Source organism: Citrobacter sp. RHBSTW-00944 (assembly GCF_013615435.1).
Lineage (GTDB): Bacteria > Pseudomonadota > Gammaproteobacteria > Enterobacterales > Enterobacteriaceae > Citrobacter > Citrobacter braakii.
Genome location: NZ_CP055418.1, coordinates 893501 through 911027, shown reverse-complemented (window position 1 = coordinate 911027; position 17527 = coordinate 893501). Strand labels below are relative to the sequence as shown.

The 17527-nt window shown below is 53.1% G+C and carries 12 protein-coding genes; 5 read left to right on the top strand and 7 right to left on the bottom strand.

All coding sequences use genetic code 11. From position 1 onward, the window contains the following. Window positions 1-105: 105 nt before the first annotated feature. Window positions 106-1722, bottom strand: a complete 1617-nt coding sequence (cueO, locus tag HV334_RS04240) for a multicopper oxidase CueO (RefSeq protein WP_181221209.1) — start codon at window positions 1720-1722, stop codon at window positions 106-108. A 153-nt stretch (window positions 1723-1875) separates the two neighbouring features. Between cueO and HV334_RS04235 the strand changes: the two genes are divergently transcribed. Beyond that, window positions 1876-2223 (top strand): YacC family pilotin-like protein, encoded by a 348-nt coding sequence (locus HV334_RS04235; protein ID WP_003018667.1) that lies wholly within the window; start codon window positions 1876-1878, stop codon window positions 2221-2223. Window positions 2224-2250: 27 nt separating this feature from the next. Here the strand turns inward: HV334_RS04235 and HV334_RS04230 are convergent, their stop codons facing one another. Then, entirely contained in the window at window positions 2251-3246 is a 996-nt protein-coding gene (locus tag HV334_RS04230) for a LacI family DNA-binding transcriptional regulator (protein ID WP_103766822.1), read from the bottom strand. 239 nt (window positions 3247-3485) lie between these two features. Here HV334_RS04230 and HV334_RS04225 point away from each other — a divergent pair, with 239 nt between their 5' ends. Together HV334_RS04225 and HV334_RS04220 are read left to right on the top strand one after the other, a co-directional pair. Next, the gene (locus HV334_RS04225; protein WP_103766823.1) at window positions 3486-4889 is read left to right on the top strand and encodes a sugar porter family MFS transporter; all 1404 of its coding nucleotides are present in this window, start codon (window positions 3486-3488) and stop codon (window positions 4887-4889) included. A 17-nt stretch (window positions 4890-4906) separates the two neighbouring features. Then, window positions 4907-6970, top strand: coding sequence for a glycoside hydrolase family 36 protein (locus HV334_RS04220; protein WP_200013958.1), 2064 nt, complete (start codon window positions 4907-4909; stop codon window positions 6968-6970). Window positions 6971-7053: 83 nt separating this feature from the next. On the opposite strand, the gene yacL is transcribed toward HV334_RS04220, so the two are convergent. Next, complete coding sequence (gene yacL, locus HV334_RS04215) at window positions 7054-7416, bottom strand: protein YacL (protein WP_075847966.1); 363 nt, start codon at window positions 7414-7416, stop codon at window positions 7054-7056. Window positions 7417-7590: 174 nt separating this feature from the next. Next, window positions 7591-10188, bottom strand: a complete 2598-nt coding sequence (acnB, locus tag HV334_RS04210; RefSeq protein WP_181221208.1) for a bifunctional aconitate hydratase 2/2-methylisocitrate dehydratase — start codon at window positions 10186-10188, stop codon at window positions 7591-7593. A gap of 447 nt (window positions 10189-10635) precedes the next feature. Between acnB and HV334_RS04205 the strand changes: the two genes are divergently transcribed. Together HV334_RS04205 and HV334_RS04200 are read left to right on the top strand one after the other, a co-directional pair. After that, a complete protein-coding gene (locus HV334_RS04205) occupies window positions 10636-12237 on the top strand; it encodes a DUF3300 domain-containing protein (protein ID WP_181221207.1) in 1602 nt (533 codons plus the stop codon). A gap of 10 nt (window positions 12238-12247) precedes the next feature. Beyond that, window positions 12248-13042, top strand: coding sequence for a DUF2950 family protein (locus HV334_RS04200; RefSeq protein ID WP_047499851.1), 795 nt, complete (start codon window positions 12248-12250; stop codon window positions 13040-13042). Window positions 13043-13103: 61 nt separating this feature from the next. Here HV334_RS04200 and traT read toward each other — a convergent pair whose 3' ends face one another. The 3 genes from traT to aceF form a co-directional block, all read right to left on the bottom strand. Next, window positions 13104-13835 carry a conjugal transfer complement resistance protein TraT gene (gene traT, locus HV334_RS04195; protein WP_043018444.1) on the bottom strand — a complete coding sequence of 244 codons (732 nt, stop codon included), beginning with the start codon at window positions 13833-13835 and terminating at the stop codon, window positions 13104-13106. A 195-nt stretch (window positions 13836-14030) separates the two neighbouring features. Next, entirely contained in the window at window positions 14031-15455 is a 1425-nt protein-coding gene (lpdA, locus tag HV334_RS04190) for a dihydrolipoyl dehydrogenase (protein WP_181221853.1), read from the bottom strand. Between the two features lie 175 nt (window positions 15456-15630). Continuing rightward, window positions 15631-17523, bottom strand: coding sequence for a pyruvate dehydrogenase complex dihydrolipoyllysine-residue acetyltransferase (gene aceF, locus HV334_RS04185; RefSeq protein ID WP_016151718.1), 1893 nt, complete (start codon window positions 17521-17523; stop codon window positions 15631-15633). Window positions 17524-17527 lie beyond the last annotated feature (4 nt).

Sequence of the window (17527 nt, the reverse complement as noted above, 5' to 3'; positions counted from 1 at the left end):
GTGATTAACCTCATCAGTATATGAATGCTTTTACTCGACGATAGAGTAATAATCCGTTTTTGGAATAAACATTTAGCGGATAGCGCCACCGCTATCCGCCGCTGTTTATACGGTAAAACCGAGCATCATCCCGGTATCCTCATGCTCTAACAAATGGCAGTGCGCCATATAGGCATGTTCCTTTGGCGCGTCGTGGTCAAATTTCACCAGCACCTCGCTCACGCCGCCCTCTACCCGCACCGTATCTTTCCATCCCGCGCGGTGCGCAGCAGGCGCTTTGCCATTTTCAGACAGAATACGGAACTGCGTGCCGTGAATGTGGAACGGATGCAGCATCATGTCGCCCTGACCGGAAATCACCCAGCGTTCGTGTTGACCTTTCGCCGCGGCAAACATCGGTTTATTCATATCAAACGCCTGACCATTAATCCGGTTGGCATTATGGAAATCGAATGTTCCATGCTTCATGTTGCCCATGTCACCATGCTGCATATTCCCCATCTCACCGTGGCTCATATTGCCATGCTTCATGTTCCCGTGGCCCATATTGTCATTATTCATATGGCCCATCATCTTCCCATGATCCATACCCGCCATAGCCTGAGCGCCGTACTTCTTCATCAACATTTGCATGCCCATCATGTCGAGCATTGGGTCCATCGATAATTGCAGTTTGCGCACCGTCAGCCCCTCAAGCGATGGCAGCGCCGGCATGGATGTCAGCGTATCCGGCAACGTGCCGGAAGCGGTAATCAGCAGCGGCTGAACGCGCATCACCGGATGCGGCTTATCAAATGGCGCAATCGCCATGCCCATCTGACCCACAGGCAGAGTGACCAGATCAAACGCTTTACCGTCGCTCACATCCACCAGCACTTCAAAGCGTTCGCCCATCAGCATAGGAAGTTCGGTTACTTTTACTGGCTCCGCCAACAGTCCGCCGTCGCTGGCAATAACGTACAAAGGACGATTGTCGCTGGCCGCGATATTCAGTGAGCGTGCGTTACAACCATTTAGCAGACGCAGGCGTAGCCAACCGCGCGGTGCAGCATGCTGAGGATAAATCGCCCCATTGGTCAGCAGCGTATCGCCAAACCAACCGACGGCAGCGGTCATGATGTCCAGTTGATAGTTAACCTGACCATCAGCAGAGAACTGTTTATCCTGAATAATCACCGGCACATCATCAATGCCCCACTGCTTAGGCAGCAGCAGCTTGCGAATCTCTTCATCTTCAATCAGCACCAGTCCGGCCAGGCCCATCGCCACCTGACGACCGGTCTTCCCATGCTGATGCGGGTGGAACCAGCAGGTTGCCGCGCGCTGATCCGGTGTGAAGGTCACAGAACGTTTCCCACCCGCCGGAATAATACCTTGCGGGCCACCGTCGACTTCACCGGGGATTTCCAGCCCGTGCCAGTGCAACGTCGTCTCTTCGGCAAGCTGGTTATGGATATCCACCGTCACCGATTGCCCTTTACTCAGCTTGACCGCCGGCCCGAGCAAACTGCCGTTATATCCCCAGGTCGTGGCTGTTTTACCGGCAAAACTCGACTGTCCGGCTTGCACGATCAGCTGCATACGGTTAGAGGCATCTGCGGTTAACAGGTCTGGAATGGGTAATGCGGGACGGTCTGCAGCAAATACGCTCCGGCTCCACAGAGGTAACGCTGACGCGACGCCCAGCGCCACGGAGTACTTTAAAAAGTCACGACGTTGCATAATCACTTCCTTATATTCAGCAGCTTAAGCAGGCTATCTTTTAAGCATAACCCTTCCCCTTACGGGAAGGTCAAGTAAACGGCTAATAATAAAGGTCGTCGCTTCGCTCGCAGTGTGCTAACGTTTAAATTCCGTGATGCAGTGGTAGAAGCAATGAAGACGTTTTTCAGAACCGTTTTGTTCGGCAGCCTGATGGCCGTATGCGCAAACAGTTACGCGCTTAGTGAGTCCGAAGCCGAAGATATGGCCGATTTAACGGCAGTTTTTGTTTTTCTGAAAAATGACTGTGGATACCAGAATTTGCCAAATGGGCAGATTCGTCGCGCACTGGTCTTTTTTGCCCAGCAAAACCAGTGGGACCTGAGCAATTACGACACCTTCAATATGAAAGCGTTGGGTGAAGACAGCTACCGCGACCTCAGCGGTATAGGCATCCCAACGGCCAAGAAATGCAAAGCGCTGGCACGTGACTCCCTGAGCCTGTTGGCTTACGTTAAATAGCCGCGCTGCGGAACCAGCAAGCTTCGCTTACTCTTTTACCGGCAACGTCAGCAACACTGATTTTGCCTGGTTTTCCCCTTTAGTGACTCTCAATATCGCCAGCCCCAGTTGCCGCCCAACCTCTTCGTGATCGACGGTAAAGAGACAACTCGACGACACCACTCGCACAGAAAAATCGCTGCTTGCCGTGGCACACAGCATGTTTTTTTCATTGAGTCCGCACTCGGGTAACGAGGCCAGATAGTGACTCGCCCCCATCAGTAAAAAGTCGTTGATGAAAATAATGAAATCAGGCCGCTCTGGCTGCTGTAGAAATTGCCGCGCGGCCTCTTCACCGGAAGATTCAGCTACGCTGCCAAAGAAAACCAACCCGTCATGGTAATGAATCCCTTGCACCGCCAACGCCTGCAAACAGCCGGTCAAGAACTGACGGCCATGCATACTGTCCGGGCCAAGCGTCGCAATGGCAATACGTTGCGCTCCGAGACGCAGTGCCGCACGCACGCATTGTTTCCCCATCTCCTCATGATGAAAATCGACCCAATTGAAGTTCCCGCCCAGCGAGCGGCTTTGCCCCATCGTCACAAAGGGAAACTTTAGTTCATCAAGCAGAAGGATCCGTTCATCATCAATACGAGTGTCTGTCAGGATAATCGCGTCAGCACGGTTCTGCTCAACAATTTTATGCAGCAGTTGTAGCTCACTTTCGCGATCGGTAGAAATATGGATGACCGGATCGATGGCACTCTCTTTTAAACTAGCCTGTAGCCCCCTGGCGATAGCCATAAAGAACGAGGCGGTATGGATATTGCCATCATCCGCTGCAGGCAGCAGCAGAGCCACGACCCCTGTTTTACCACTACGCAAATAGCGGGCTGATGCATTTGGCCGGTAACCCAGTTTATCCGCCGCTTCCAGTACTTTTTTACGGGTGTGGTTACTGATATCACTTTTATTATTTAGCGCTTTCGAAACCGTCGCTGTCGAAAGATTAAGATACGCCGCCAGCTCTTTTATATTCATATTTATTATGGACTAAATAGCTCTGAACAAGGATATTCCTGCCAATTTAACTGATTAGTTTTTACGTGACAATAAAAAACATTTCGACACGACTTTATTGTGTAGCAACGATCACAATTATGCAGTTACAACCATTGAAATCATTATTTTTCAGATCTAGCATAAAACAATACGAAATCGATTAAGTATTAAAACAAAAAGCCCTGAAAAATAATCATACAAACAAAGGTACTTATATCATGACATTAGATAGTACACTTCCAACTGCGGCCAAAAAACATAAAACGCGCCCCCAAGTCATCTGGATTTGCCTGTTGGCTGCGCTCGCAGGGCTGTTATTTGGCCTGGATATCGGCGTCATTTCCGGCGCTCTACCGCTGATCGCTAAAGAGTATCAACTGCTGGATAGCCAGCAGGAGTGGGTGGTCAGTTCAATGATGGTCGGCGCCGCCGTCGCAACTCTGTGTAGCGGTTTTCTGGCCTATCGCCTGGGCCGTAAATACGCTTTATTAATCGCCGCGGCCTCCTTTTGCATAGGAGCGATTATTTGCACCTGCGCAGTTGGCCCAGGGATGCTCATCGTCGGACGGCTGATCCTCGGCGTCGGTCTGGGTGTCGCATCTTATGCGACACCACTCTATCTTTCTGAAATAACGCCAAAAAACATTCGCGGTGCAATGATATCAGCCTATCAATTGATGATTGCGCTAGGCATCTTGCTGGTTTTTCTGACCAATACCGCCTTTAGCTACAGCGGCAACTGGCGCGGTATGCTGCTGGTTGTCGCCATCCCTTCTCTGGTTTTTCTGTTCGGGGCGCTATTCCTGCCGCGCAGCCCGCGCTGGCTCATGATGCATGGCCGTGAAGAGGAGGCTCGGATAGTGTTAATCCGCCTGCGTAATAGCCGTGAAGAGGTGGAGAATGAGCTTAGCGAAATTAAAGAACAGCTCAACGTTAAGCAACAAGGCTGGAATTTATTCAAAGAAAACAGGAATTTTCGTCGCAGTGTTAGCCTGGGAATTATTTTGCAAATCATGCAGCAGTTCTCTGGCGTAAATGTGATGATGTATTACGCGCCGCGTATATTCCATGAAATTGGCTTCACTTCAACAGCCGAGCAGATGTGGGGCACGGTTATTGTGGGCTTCGTGATGACGCTCGCCACCTTTATTGCCGTCGGCTTCGTCGATCGCTGGGGACGAAAACCAATGCTGTACGCTGGTTTTATCACGATGGGTTTCGCTATGAGCATCGTAGGGACGTTGCTGGGTGGTGATGCGTTATCAGCGCTGGAGAAAGGTATCACGGTTACCATGCTGTTGCTGTTTATCGTCGGCTTCTCCATGTCTGCCGGGCCGCTTATCTGGTTATTGTGCTCTGAGATTCAACCGCTGAAAGGCCGAGAATTTGGTATCACCTGCTCCACTTTTACCTGTCACATCGCCGGGATGATTGTCAGTGCAACCTTCCTGTCATTGCTAAATAGTTTAGGTAGCGCCCATACATTTTATTTATATGCGCTACTGAATATTGTCGCCCTCGTGATCATCTATCTTTTTGTGCCTGAAACAAAAAATATTTCACTGGAGCGCATTGAGCAAAACCTGATGGCAGGAAAAAAACTGCGAAATATCGGACAATAATACAAGGGTGCGACAAGATGAGCTTTATAGACTTTAAAGAAGATAACTTTCATATTTCCTTCGAGTTAAATGAAGAACAACAAATTTATATCAGCCAGTTTTTACTTGTCGGAAAGAGTGATGTACAGGGTGCATTCCCTCTTATTCAGGTGCATGTCAGTGGCCATAATCAAAACGATCACCACGCCCGTAAGCATACCGGTAGCGAACCAGGCTCCTCTCTGCGCTATCACGCCCATCGGGAAAGCGAAAATGCACAGGGGAAAAAACTGGAGATAGATCTACATAGCCCAGCGGTTCACGCCCGCTGGCATCTACAGCATTTTCGTGGGCTACAGGCGGCCCGCGTCTGGTGTGATATCCGTAACGCCAGCGCCGATACTATCGGCCTGGAGTATGTCAGTTCGCTGACGTTGTTCGCCATCGACAGCCTGCCCTGGCAAAAAAATAGCGTCCTGCATCTACCGCATAATAACTGGTACGGCGAAGCACAGTGGAAAAGCGCCACACCACCAGAGCTTGGGCTGGATAAGGTGAATGTCTTCTCCCTTAATCGTATCGCTATCGAAAACACAGGAACCTGGTCCAGTATTGGCTATCTTCCTATGGCGGCATTTGAAGACACGGCGGCAGGAACAACACTGCTCTGGCAAATTGAGCATAACGGTTCGTGGCAATGGGAGATCGGCGATTTCCGTAATCGTCTCTATTTGCAGGCTAGCGGGCCAACGGAAAACGAAAATCACTGGTGGAAACAACTACTACCCGGTGAAACCTTTACCTCCGTGCCTGTTGCCGTAAGCCAGGTACACGGCGGGCTGCAAGAGGCGCTACAAGAGATAACGCGCTATCGTCGACGAATAATGCGCCCTTCACAGGATAATGTGCAGCTACCAGTGATCTTCAATGATTATATGAACTGCCTCTCAGGTGACCCTACGACTGAAAAGTTGCTGCCGTTGATTGATGCAGCCGCAAAGGCTGGCTGCGAATATTTCTGCATTGATTGCGGTTGGTACTCGGACGGTGAATGGTGGGATGGCGTTGGTGAATGGCTGCCTTCATCCGCGCGTTTCCCTGGCGGGATCCACGAACCGCTTGAGTATATTGCCGCCAAAGGGATGAAATCAGGTCTGTGGTTAGAGCTTGAGGTCATGGGCATAGCTTGTCCGCTGGCGCAAAAGCTGCCCGATGAGTGTTTTTTCCAGCGTCATGGCAAACGGGTTATCGACCACCAGCGCTATCAGCTCGATTTCCGCCACCCATTGGTACAAGAACATGCCGAACGGATCATCACGCGCCTGGTCGAGGATTACGGTGTTAGCTATATCAAAATGGATTACAACATCAATGCAGGCAGCGGTACTGACTACCAGGCCGACAGCAGCGGCGACGGCCTGTTGCAGCATAACCGTGCCTATCTAGCCTGGCTGCAGAAAACAATGCAACGCTACCCACAACTGGTGATCGAGAACTGCGGCAGCGGTGGTTTACGGATGGATTACGCGATGCTGCAACAGCACAGTATTCAATCCGTTACCGATCAAACCGACTATCGGCTCATGGCGGCTATCGCTGCCGCCGCAGCGTCAGCGGTCACTCCTGAGCAAGCTGCTATCTGGTCTTATCCCCTGCGCGAGGGGGATCGGGAAGAAGTGGTGATGAATATGGTTAACAGCATGCTGCTGCGGGTGCATCAGAGTGGTCATCTGGCGGAGTTGAGTGAAGAACGTTTTGCGCTGGTTCAGGAAGGGATTGCGCTGTATAAAACGTTTCGCGAGAAAATTCCGCATCTACAGCCTTTCTGGCCGTTGGGTATGCCCACATTATCCTCACCGTGGTTGGCCTTTGGCCTGCGTAACGAGCATGAGGCGTGGCTCGCGGTATGGCGTATGGACAGCGAACAAGGAGCGATGACCGTCCCTCTCGCGCAACTCGCCACTATCACCTGCGTGTATCCCCAGGCCGAACAGTCGCGCTGCCAGCCTATACTCCAGTCGTCAGGTGCCTGCGTTTTTCTGAACCAAAAGATGACCGCAAGGTTATTTCACCTTACTTTTACCAGTGAATACACCCGATAACGGGCCTGCGAAAAAGTGCTCGGCTATCGGGTGCGCACAGCGCTCACCCGATAGTAATGCGGAGCCGAGTGGCTCCGCGTTGATTAGCGTTGTTGTACAAACTCGCGGTACGCCGCCACGACCTGAAGAAAGTCCTCTACGCCGCAAAGTGAAAAGCTCTCTTCGTCGTAGTAGCTCATCCCCTCTTCCATTTCATCTCCGGAGAATTCCAGCTGATTGGCGCGCACCATCACCTCTTCACCATCCAGCCAGAGCGTATATTCATGCCCTGCTCGCTGCCAGGAGCGCTCACTGCCCTTCACCGCATGCGCCGCCTGTTCCACTTCATCAAGTAAGGCCAGGTTCTCTTTCACTTCTTCGTTAAACCAGTGCCCCACCACCTCGTGGCCCATGGACATACGCACTTTTACCACTCCGGTAATATCGCGCAGAAATTCGTAATCCATAATGTCTTCCTCTGCTCCCGGCAATGCGCCAATACCGCATTGCACCTTGCTGTAATTATCGCAGCAGCGCGGCAGAAAAAAAGCGTAGCGGGTATAAGGAACAGAAATAAAAATGCCCGGAGAAGAAGACTTCTCCGGGCATTGATGCGTTTTTACACAAATCGCGTTAGCGTATTACACCGCGGTCTGGAAAATCACACCATCGGCTTTCTCAGTATACTGAGACAGCTGGTCGAAGTTCAGATAACGGTAAGTATCCACCGCCGTCTTATCAACCTGCGCCACATAGGTCTGATACTCTTCCGCCGTCGGCAGTTTGCCAATCAGCGCCGCAACCGCCGCCAGTTCCGCAGAAGCCAGGTAGACATTCGCCCCGGTACCTAAACGGTTCGGGAAGTTACGGGTAGAGGTCGAAACCACCGTTGCGCCGTCAGCCACACGCGCCTGGTTACCCATGCACAGCGAGCAGCCTGGGATCTCAATACGCGCACCGCTCTTACCAAACACGCTGTAGTAGCCTTCTTCGGTCAGCTGCGCCGCATCCATACGGGTTGGCGGAGCCACCCACAGACGCGTCGGCAACTGGCCTTTGTGTGCATCCAGCAGTTTACCCGCCGCACGGAAGTGGCCGATGTTAGTCATGCAGGAGCCAATGAAGACTTCATCGATCTTCTCGCCCTGCACGTCAGACAGCAGACGCGCGTCGTCCGGATCGTTCGGTGCACACAGGATTGGCTCTTTGATATCCGCCAGATCGATGTCGATCACCGCCGCGTATTCTGCGTCAGCGTCGGCTTCCAGCAATTGCGGATCCGCCAGCCATTTTTCCATCCCCTGCACACGACGCTCCAGCGTACGGCGATCGCCGTAACCTTCAGCGATCATCCACTTCAGCAGAACGATGTTAGAGTTCAGATACTCAACGATCGGCTCTTTGTTCAGTTTGATGGTACAACCGGCAGCGGAACGTTCAGCGGAGGCATCGGTCAGTTCGAACGCCTGCTCCACTTTCAGATCCGGCAGACCTTCGATTTCGAGGATGCGGCCAGAGAAGATGTTTTTCTTACCTTTCTTCTCAACGGTCAGCAGACCCTGTTTGATCGCGTACAGCGGAATGGCGTGTACCAGATCGCGCAGGGTAATCCCCGGCTGCATTTTGCCTTTGAAACGCACCAGAACGGATTCCGGCATATCCAGCGGCATCACGCCGGTCGCAGCAGCAAACGCCACCAGGCCAGAACCCGCCGGGAAGGAGATGCCAATCGGGAAACGAGTATGGGAGTCACCGCCGGTGCCGACGGTATCCGGCAACAGCATGCGGTTCAGCCAGGAGTGGATTACGCCATCGCCCGGACGCAGCGACACGCCGCCACGGTTCATGATGAAGTCCGGCAGAGTGTGGTGCGTGGTCACGTCAACCGGCTTCGGATACGCGGCAGTGTGACAGAAGGACTGCATCACCAGGTCAGCAGAGAAGCCCAGGCACGCCAGGTCTTTCAGTTCATCACGGGTCATCGGGCCGGTGGTATCCTGAGAACCCACGGAGGTCATCTTCGGTTCGCAGTACGCGCCCGGACGGATACCTTTCACGCCGCAGGCGCGGCCCACCATTTTCTGCGCCAGAGAGAAGCCGCGGCTGCTTTCCGCCACGTCTTTCGCCTGACGGAATACGTCGCTGTGCGGCAGTCCCAGCGCTTCGCGCGCTTTGGTAGTCAGGCCACGACCGATGATCAGCGGAATACGGCCACCAGCGCGCACTTCGTCGATCAGCACATCAGTTTTCAGCTCAAAGCTTGCCAGCAATTCGCCGGTTTCATGGTTACGCACTTCTCCTTTGAACGGGTAAACGTCAATCACGTCGCCCATGTTCATGTTCGAGACGTCCACTTCGAATGGCAGTGCGCCCGCATCTTCCATGGTGTTAAAGAAGATAGGTGCAATTTTGCCGCCGAGACACAGACCGCCGCCGCGCTTGTTCGGTACATGAGGGATATCATCGCCCATGAACCACAGTACGGAGTTGGTTGCAGATTTACGCGAAGAGCCGGTACCAACAACGTCACCCACATACGCCAGCGGGTAGCCTTTTTTCTGCAGTTCTTCAATCTGTTTGATCGGGCCTACCGCGCCCGGCTGGTCCGGTTCGATACCTTCACGGGCGTTTTTCAGCATCGCCAGCGCGTGCAGAGGGATATCCGGGCGAGACCATGCGTCCGGTGCCGGAGAGAGGTCATCGGTGTTGGTTTCACCCGTCACTTTAAACACGGTAACGGTGATTTTTTCAGCCAGAGCAGGACGGTTCAGGAACCATTCGGCATCGGCCCAGGACTGCATTACCTGCTTCGCATATTCGTTGCCCGCTTTGGCTTTTTCTTCTACATCGTAGAAGTTATCGAACATCAGCAGCGTTGAAGAGAGCGCTTTGGCAGCAATCGGCGCCAGTTTCGCGTCGTCAAGCGCGTCGATCAGCGGATGAATGTTGTAACCACCCTGCATGGTGCCCAGCAGTTCAATGGCTTTTTCTGGCGTCACCAGCGGGGAGGTGGTGTCGCCTTTCGCGACGGCAGCGAGAAAACCCGCTTTAACATAAGCGGCTTCATCTACGCCAGGAGGAACGCGGTTGATCAACAGGTCTAACAGGAATTCTTCTTCGCCCACAGGCGGGGTCTTCAGCAGCTCGACAAGTGCGGCCATTTGGGTTGCGTCTAACGGTTTTGGCACAATCCCCTGGGCAGCACGCTCAGCTACGTGCTTACGGTATTCTTCTAGCACGACGATATCTCCTCGCTCTCATTGTCATAATGCGGCGCTTTTGTAGATGGGCGATTCTCTTCACGCTCCTGTGAGACAGTAGTTAGTAGGGTAAATGCCCGGTACCGCGTAAGGCACAATAACAGGATTTTCATTAAGTGTTAATCCGTTTACAAAAAAGCAACATAAAAAATTGGCTGAATCGTTAAGAATGGTGTAGCGACAAGGCGGGGCGTAATTTAGGCTCCCTAAAAACGATGTAAAACGGTTGATTTTCAAGCGCGACATGCTGAATATTCCAGCGATTTTTCAGCCATCAGATATAATTGTGTAATAAATCTTCACACTCTTTTTCCGGACCTGCCGGGTGAATCCCCAATAAAAGTCAAAACTATCTAACACGGGTGAATAATACTCGCGGCAACAGAACGCCTCACGGCACAGCGCTTGTCTCGTTGGAGTCATTTTATGAAGTTGCCCTTTAAGCCACATCTGCTTGTCCTTCTGTGCAGTGCCGGGCTGTTTGCCGCCTCTGGCGTGATGTTCGTTAAAAGTCGCGCAACGGAGCCAGTAACTCCAGCCCCCGTCGCACAGCAACCGTCCGCACCGGCTCCAGCTCCCGTAGCGGCCCCTGCCCCGGCCGATCAACCAGCGCCCACCGCAGCCCCTACGTACACATCGGCACAAATCGATCAGTGGGTTGCGCCTATCGCGCTCTATCCGGATTCACTGCTGTCGCAAATTTTGATGGCCTCAACCTACCCGGCCAACGTCATCCAGGCCGCGCAGTGGTCAAAAGACAATCCCAAAATGCAGGGTGATGCCGCCATTCAGGCCGTTGCCAGCCAACCCTGGGATCCCAGCGTAAAATCGCTGGTGGCGTTTCCACAGCTGATGTCGCTGATGGGTGAAAATCCGCCGTGGGTACAGAGCCTGGGCGATGCATTCCTTGCGCAGCCGAAAGAGGTTATGGATTCCGTTCAACGCCTGCGTGCGCTGGCGCAACAGACCGGAGCGTTACAATCAACACCGCAGCAGACCGTTACCACCGTGGCCAAAGCAGCACCGACTAAAACTGTCACCAGCGAGTCAACGACCACAACAGCCACGACCGCTGCTTCAGCAAGCCCAACGGTAATCAAAATTGAATCCGCCGACCCGCAGGTAGTTTACGTTCCCACCTATAACCCAAATACGGTTTACGGTACCTGGCCGAACACCGCCTATCCGCCAACCTATCTACCGCCAACGCCCGGCGAGCAGTTTGGCAACAGCTTCGTTAACGGTTTAGGCTTCAGCCTCGGCGTCGCCACAACTTATGCCATCTTCAGCAATATTGACTGGGATGACGACGATGACTGGGATCACCATCATAACGATGACTGGGATAACCATGGCGGCTATAACCGCAACGGTGATAACAACATCAATATCAACGTAGATAACTTCAATAAAATCAGTGGACAGCATCTGACGGATGCCAACCGTACCTGGCAGCACAACCCGGCCTATCGCGAAGGGGTGCCGTACCCTAATAGCCAGCTCAATAACCGCTTCCACTCCACTAACACGGCTACGGGCCTAAGCTCAACCCAGCAAAGACCGGTCAACCGTGATAGCCAGCGTCAGGCAGCGTTGAGCCAGATGGAAAAATCAACGGGGAAAACCTTCCCCCAGACGGCGCGTACGGGAACGAAAGACGCCCAGCGTCAGGCATCCAGCCAACAGCTAAAGCAAATTTCCCAGCGTAATAACTACCGTGGTTACGATACCAAACCGCAAACGGCAAAACGGGCAAACACTCAGCAACATGAACATCGCCAGGCCGCCACTCAGCGACAAGAGAAACGGGTCACGCAACCAGCGCAGCAACGCAACGTGCAGCAGCGCAATCTTCAACAACGGACCAGCCAACCGCGGGCCAATGCGCTGAGCGGCAACGACAGTCGCTCCGCCAGTTGGCAGGCGCAGCAGCAGCGAGGGGCTCAAAGCAGGCAGGTCGCCCGCAATCAGCCATCTCGCCAGCTATCCGGCGACCGTGCTGAACACCGTGAATTCCGTCATCGTTAAGGGAAGCGACATGAAAAATAAACTACTCAGTGGAATGGTGTTATTCATGGTTTCGACCACCGCGATGGCACAGCAATCCTTCAGCACACCAGACCAGGCGACCGATGCCCTGGCAACCGCGATAAGCGAGCAGAATGAAAGCGCGATGAACAACCTGCTCGGGGAAAACTGGCGCGAGTTTCTGCCACCGGAAGGCGTCGATCCTGATGCGGTTGATCGCTTCCTGCGCGACTGGAAGGTCCGCCATAATACCGTCATCGACGGCAATAGCGCGCACCTGGTGGTCGGGGACAGCGACTGGCAACTGCCGATCCCGGTTGTTAAAACCGCTTCCGGCTGGCAATTTGATATCAAGGAAGCGGCTGAAGAGATCCTGACCCGTGAGATTGGGCGCAACGAACTTGCCGCTATTGAAGCATTACACGCCTATGTAGATGCTCAGCAAAGCTACTTTGCGATGAACCAAAAATACGCGCAAAAGATTGTCAGTTCTGAAGGGAAAAAAGATGGTCTGTACTGGCCTGTTTCGCCCGGCGAAGCGCCAAGCCCGCTTGGCCCGGCCTTTAGTCCGCAAGAGCCTGGCACGGGCTATCACGGCTATCGTTTCCGTATCCTTCCCGATAAAACCAGCGGCTTTGCGATGGTTGCCTGGCCCGTCAGCTACGATCACACTGGCGTTATGAGTTTTATGATTAACGGTGATGATAAAGTCTATCAGGCCGATCTCGGCGCTGATGCACAGCAGAAAGCCGAGGCGTTAACCGCATATCATCTGGATAAAAACTGGCAGCCCGTAGCGCCCTGAATGCCAGTCAAATAGTGATTTGGCCGGGGAAGCGCCCCCCCTCCGGCCAACTCACGAGAGATTACAAGATGTTAGCGACGGATTTCGCCAGCTGCGCTTCCAGAACCGGTTTCGCTTCTTCGAACTTCAGGTTCACTTTGTTGGCATTAGACACGACGCGGGTCTGGTATTTTGCGCGATCGCCCTGCGCGCTGCTGGTTTGCAGCTTGATACCGGACGTGCCCTGGCGCAGTGCGGCAACGTTATCCGTTGTCACTTTCGCTTTGCTGCGCTCAGAGATTTGCAGGTCAGTGACCATGGTGTAGTTCACGTCTTCTACCATAGCATCCGCGGCCATACCGATCAGCCCCGCCGCCAGGCCAACGCCCAGCGCCGCGCCGGAGGAGTTGCTGTTATAGGCGGTGATGCCCGCTCCCAACGCAGCACCCACCGCTGCCCCTTCATAGCCGGTCTTCAGGAAGCCCTGAGCTTCACGCAGATCCATTTTGTCCGCTTTCAGTACGTTCGCCTGTACCCAGTAGTAAGCGCTGTCTGGTGAACTGGTCACTTTATAGCCCTTCGCAGACAGGTCGTTTGCCAGCAGGGTTTGCAGGTTGCTCATGTCTTTATCAGAAGTGTTTTTTACCTGAATGTAGACGGTCTTCTCGCTGGAAGGCTCCAGCCAGATGGTTTCACTCATCTGCGTTTTCACTTCGAGATTACGTTTTTTAACGGCGGTGGTCATCGCGCCACAACCAGTCAGCGTCATTGTCGCGACAACCATGCCAACAACCGCGATTTTTTTTAAAGACATGTTATTTCCTTTTTTCGTGTAATAGAGAATCCAGAGCCTCTTAACCGCGCGGCCAGTAGCCACACAATGGCGAAAAAAGTATCGGCAGTTGCGCAATTTTTTTTAGTGGAAATATCAATAAGATGACTACCAGAACTGGTAGCTTTCAGGCAAAAAAAACGCCTCCGAAGAGGCGTTTTCACAAAAGCGGGAAGATTACTTTTTCTTCGCTTTCGGGTTTGGCAGGTCGGTGATGCTACCTTCGAACACTTCTGCCGCCAAGCCCACAGACTCGTGCAGAGTCGGGTGCGCGTGGATGGTCAGCGCAATGTCTTCAGCATCACAACCCATTTCGATCGCCAGACCGATTTCACCCAGCAGCTCACCGCCGTTGGTACCGACAATCGCACCACCGATAACACGGTGAGATTCTTTGTCGAAAATCAGTTTAGTCATACCGTCTGCGCAGTCGGAAGCGATAGCACGACCAGAAGCAGCCCACGGGAAGGTGGCGGTTTCGTAGCTGATGCCTTTCTCTTTCGCTTCTTTCTCAGTCAGGCCAACCCATGCAACTTCTGGTTCAGTGTATGCGATGGATGGGATAACTTTCGGATCGAAGTAGTGTTTCTTACCGGCGATAACTTCAGCGGCAACGTGACCTTCGTGAACACCTTTGTGCGCAAGCATCGGCTGACCGACGATATCGCCGATAGCAAAGATGTGCGGCACGTTGGTACGCAGCTGTTTGTCAACGCGGATGAAGCCACGGTCATCAACTTCCACGCCAGCTTTGCCCGCGTCGAGGTTTTTGCCGTTCGGTACACGACCGATAGCCACCAGCACTGCATCGTAACGCTGAGCTTCAGCAGGCGCTTTTGTGCCTTCCATGGAAACGTAGATACCGTCTTCTTTCGCTTCAACGGCGGTTACTTTGGTTTCCAGCATCAGGTTGAATTTCTTGCTGATGCGTTTGGTAAAGACTTTAACCACGTCTTTATCGGCTGCCGGGATAACCTGGTCGAACATTTCAACCACGTCGATCTCTGAACCCAGCGCATGGTACACGGTACCCATTTCCAGACCGATGATACCGCCGCCCATTACCAGCAGGCGCTTAGGAACAGTTTTCAGTTCCAGTGCATCGGTGGAATCCCACACGCGCGGATCTTCATGCGGAATGAATGGCAGTTCGATCGGACGGGAACCCGCCGCGATGATCGCGTTGTCAAAGTTGATCACGGTTTTGCCGTTTTCACCTTCAACTTCCAGGGTGTTTGCCCCGGTAAATTTACCCAGACCGTTAACCACTTTCACTTTACGGCCTTTGGCCATACCCGCCAGACCGCCGGTCAGTTGAGTGATAACTTTTTCTTTCCAGGTACGAATCTTGTCGATATCGGTTTTCGGCTCGCCAAAAACGATACCGTGTTCAGCCAGCGCTTTGGCTTCTTCGATAACTTTTGCTACGTGCAGCAGCGCTTTAGAAGGGATACAGCCGACGTTCAGACAAACACCACCGAGGGTGCTGTAACGTTCTACGATGACGGTCTCCAGACCTAAATCTGCGCAACGGAAGGCAGCAGAGTAACCTGCAGGGCCTGCCCCAAGTACCACGACCTGAGTTTTGATTTCAGTGCTCATCATGACCTCTTAATTTATACCCGTCGTCCACCGGGTCGTTCTATCCGCCCGTATTTTACAAAATTGTTAACAATTTTGAAACAACAAACGGCAACCGATTTGTCTTTCGCACAATAACCTCACTGACTTCATGAGATTACCAGAAAAAAGCCGGCTGTCGGGCCGGCTTTTTCGCTTACATCACCAGGCGGCGAATGTCAGACAGCATGTTGTTGATGATGGTGATAAAGCGCGCACCATCAGCACCGTCGATTACGCGGTGGTCGAAGGAGAGCGAAATCGGCATCATCAGACGCGGCATAAACTCTTTACCGTTCCACACTGGCTCCATAGAGGACTTGGAGACACCGAGGATAGCCACTTCCGGCGCGTTCACAATCGGCGCGAAGTGGGTCGTACCCAGGCCACCGATGCTGGAGATGGTGAAGCAACCGCCCTGCATTTCGCCAGCGGTCAGCTTGCCATCACGCGCTTTCTTGGAGATGGTGGTCAGTTCACGAGACAGCTCGGTAATGCTCTTCTTGTTCACGTCTTTGAAGACCGGAACAACCAGACCATTCGGCGTATCTACCGCAACACCGATGTTGATGTATTTTTTCAGGGTCAGACGCTGACCGTCTTCAGACAGAGAGCTGTTGAAGCGTGGCATCTGTTCCAGAGCGGCGGCAACGGCTTTCATGATGAAGACCACTGGCGTGAATTTCACGTCCAGTTTACGTTTTTCAGCTTCGGCGTTCTGCTGTTTACGGAACGCTTCCAGATCGGTGATATCGGTCTTGTCGAAGTGCGTAACGTGCGGGATCATCACCCAGTTACGGCTCAGGTTAGCACCAGAGATTTTCTGGATACGGCCCAGTTCCACTTCTTCGATTTCACCAAACTTGCTGAAGTCCACTTTCGGCCAAGGCAGCATGCCCGGAATACCGCCGCCTGCTGCTGCCGGAGCAGCTTCAGCACGCTTGATAGCGTCTTTCACGTAAGCCTGAACGTCTTCACGCAGGATACGACCTTTACGGCCAGAACCTTTCACTTTCGCCAGGTTTACACCGAACTCGCGCGCCAGGCGACGAATCAGCGGCGTTGCATGAACATAAGCGTCGTTCTCAGCGAACTCAGATTTACCTTCCGCTTTCGCGGCCGGAGCTGCGGCTGGTTTAGCAGCCTGAGCCGGTGCAGCTGCAGAGGCTGGAGCAGCCGCGGCAGCTGGAGCGGCAGCAGGTGCTGCGCCTTCAACTTCGAAGATCATAATCAGAGAACCGGTTTTGACTTTGTCACCGGTGCTGATTTTGATTTCTTTCACGGTGCCCGCGAACGGTGCCGGAACTTCCATCGACGCTTTATCGCCTTCAACGGTAATCAGTGACTGCTCAGCGGCAATTTTATCGCCCACTTTAACCATCACTTCAGTGACTTCAACTTCGTCACCGCCGATATCCGGAACGTTAACCTCTTTCGAGCCAGAAGCTGCCGGAGCCGCCGCTGCTGCTGGAGCTGCCGCCTGAGCCGGTGCTGCAGCAGGCGCTGCGCCTGCAACTTCGAAGACCATAATCAGAGAACCGGTAGACACTTTATCGCCCGTGTTGATTTTGATCTCTTTAACGGTGCCCGCGAACGGCGCCGGAACTTCCATCGACGCTTTATCGCCTTCAACGGTGATCAGAGACTGTTCAGCCGCAACGGTGTCGCCCACTTTAACCATAACCTCGGTAACTTCGACTTCGTCACCGCCGATGTCCGGTACGTGTACTTCTTTCGCCGCTGCCGCAGCAGGTGCTGCTGCCGGAGCTGCTTCTTTCTTCTCTTCTGCCGGAGCAGGTGCAGCGGCTGCTGCACCATCGGCGGAATCGAAAATCATGATCAGTTTGCCGGTCTCAGTTTTGTCGCCAACAGAGACTTTGATCTCTTTAACGATACCTGCCTGAGGAGACGGAACTTCCATAGAGGCTTTGTCGCCTTCTACGGTGATCAGCGACTGTTCAGCTTCAACTTTGTCGCCCACTTTGACCAGGATCTCGGTGATTTCAACTTCATCAGCCCCGATGTCCGGTACATTGATTTCGATAGCCATTATT

What these genes read in the sequence shown, in the direction of transcription:
- HV334_RS04235 (WP_003018667.1), top strand. Translation starts at nt 1,876, where the DNA reads ATGAAGACGTTTTTCAGAACCGTTTTGTTCGGCAGCCTGATGGCCGTA.
- lpdA (WP_181221853.1), bottom strand. Translation starts at nt 15,455, where the DNA reads ATGAGCACTGAAATCAAAACTCAGGTCGTGGTACTTGGGGCAGGCCCT.
- HV334_RS04225 (WP_103766823.1), top strand. Translation starts at nt 3,486, where the DNA reads ATGACATTAGATAGTACACTTCCAACTGCGGCCAAAAAACATAAAACG.
- traT (WP_043018444.1), bottom strand. Translation starts at nt 13,835, where the DNA reads ATGTCTTTAAAAAAAATCGCGGTTGTTGGCATGGTTGTCGCGACAATG.
- HV334_RS04200 (WP_047499851.1), top strand. Translation starts at nt 12,248, where the DNA reads ATGAAAAATAAACTACTCAGTGGAATGGTGTTATTCATGGTTTCGACC.
- yacL (WP_075847966.1), bottom strand. Translation starts at nt 7,416, where the DNA reads ATGGATTACGAATTTCTGCGCGATATTACCGGAGTGGTAAAAGTGCGT.
- HV334_RS04220 (WP_200013958.1), top strand. Translation starts at nt 4,907, where the DNA reads ATGAGCTTTATAGACTTTAAAGAAGATAACTTTCATATTTCCTTCGAG.
- HV334_RS04205 (WP_181221207.1), top strand. Translation starts at nt 10,636, where the DNA reads ATGAAGTTGCCCTTTAAGCCACATCTGCTTGTCCTTCTGTGCAGTGCC.
- HV334_RS04230 (WP_103766822.1), bottom strand. Translation starts at nt 3,246, where the DNA reads ATGAATATAAAAGAGCTGGCGGCGTATCTTAATCTTTCGACAGCGACG.
- cueO (WP_181221209.1), bottom strand. Translation starts at nt 1,722, where the DNA reads ATGCAACGTCGTGACTTTTTAAAGTACTCCGTGGCGCTGGGCGTCGCG.
- aceF (WP_016151718.1), bottom strand. Translation starts at nt 17,523, where the DNA reads ATGGCTATCGAAATCAATGTACCGGACATCGGGGCTGATGAAGTTGAA.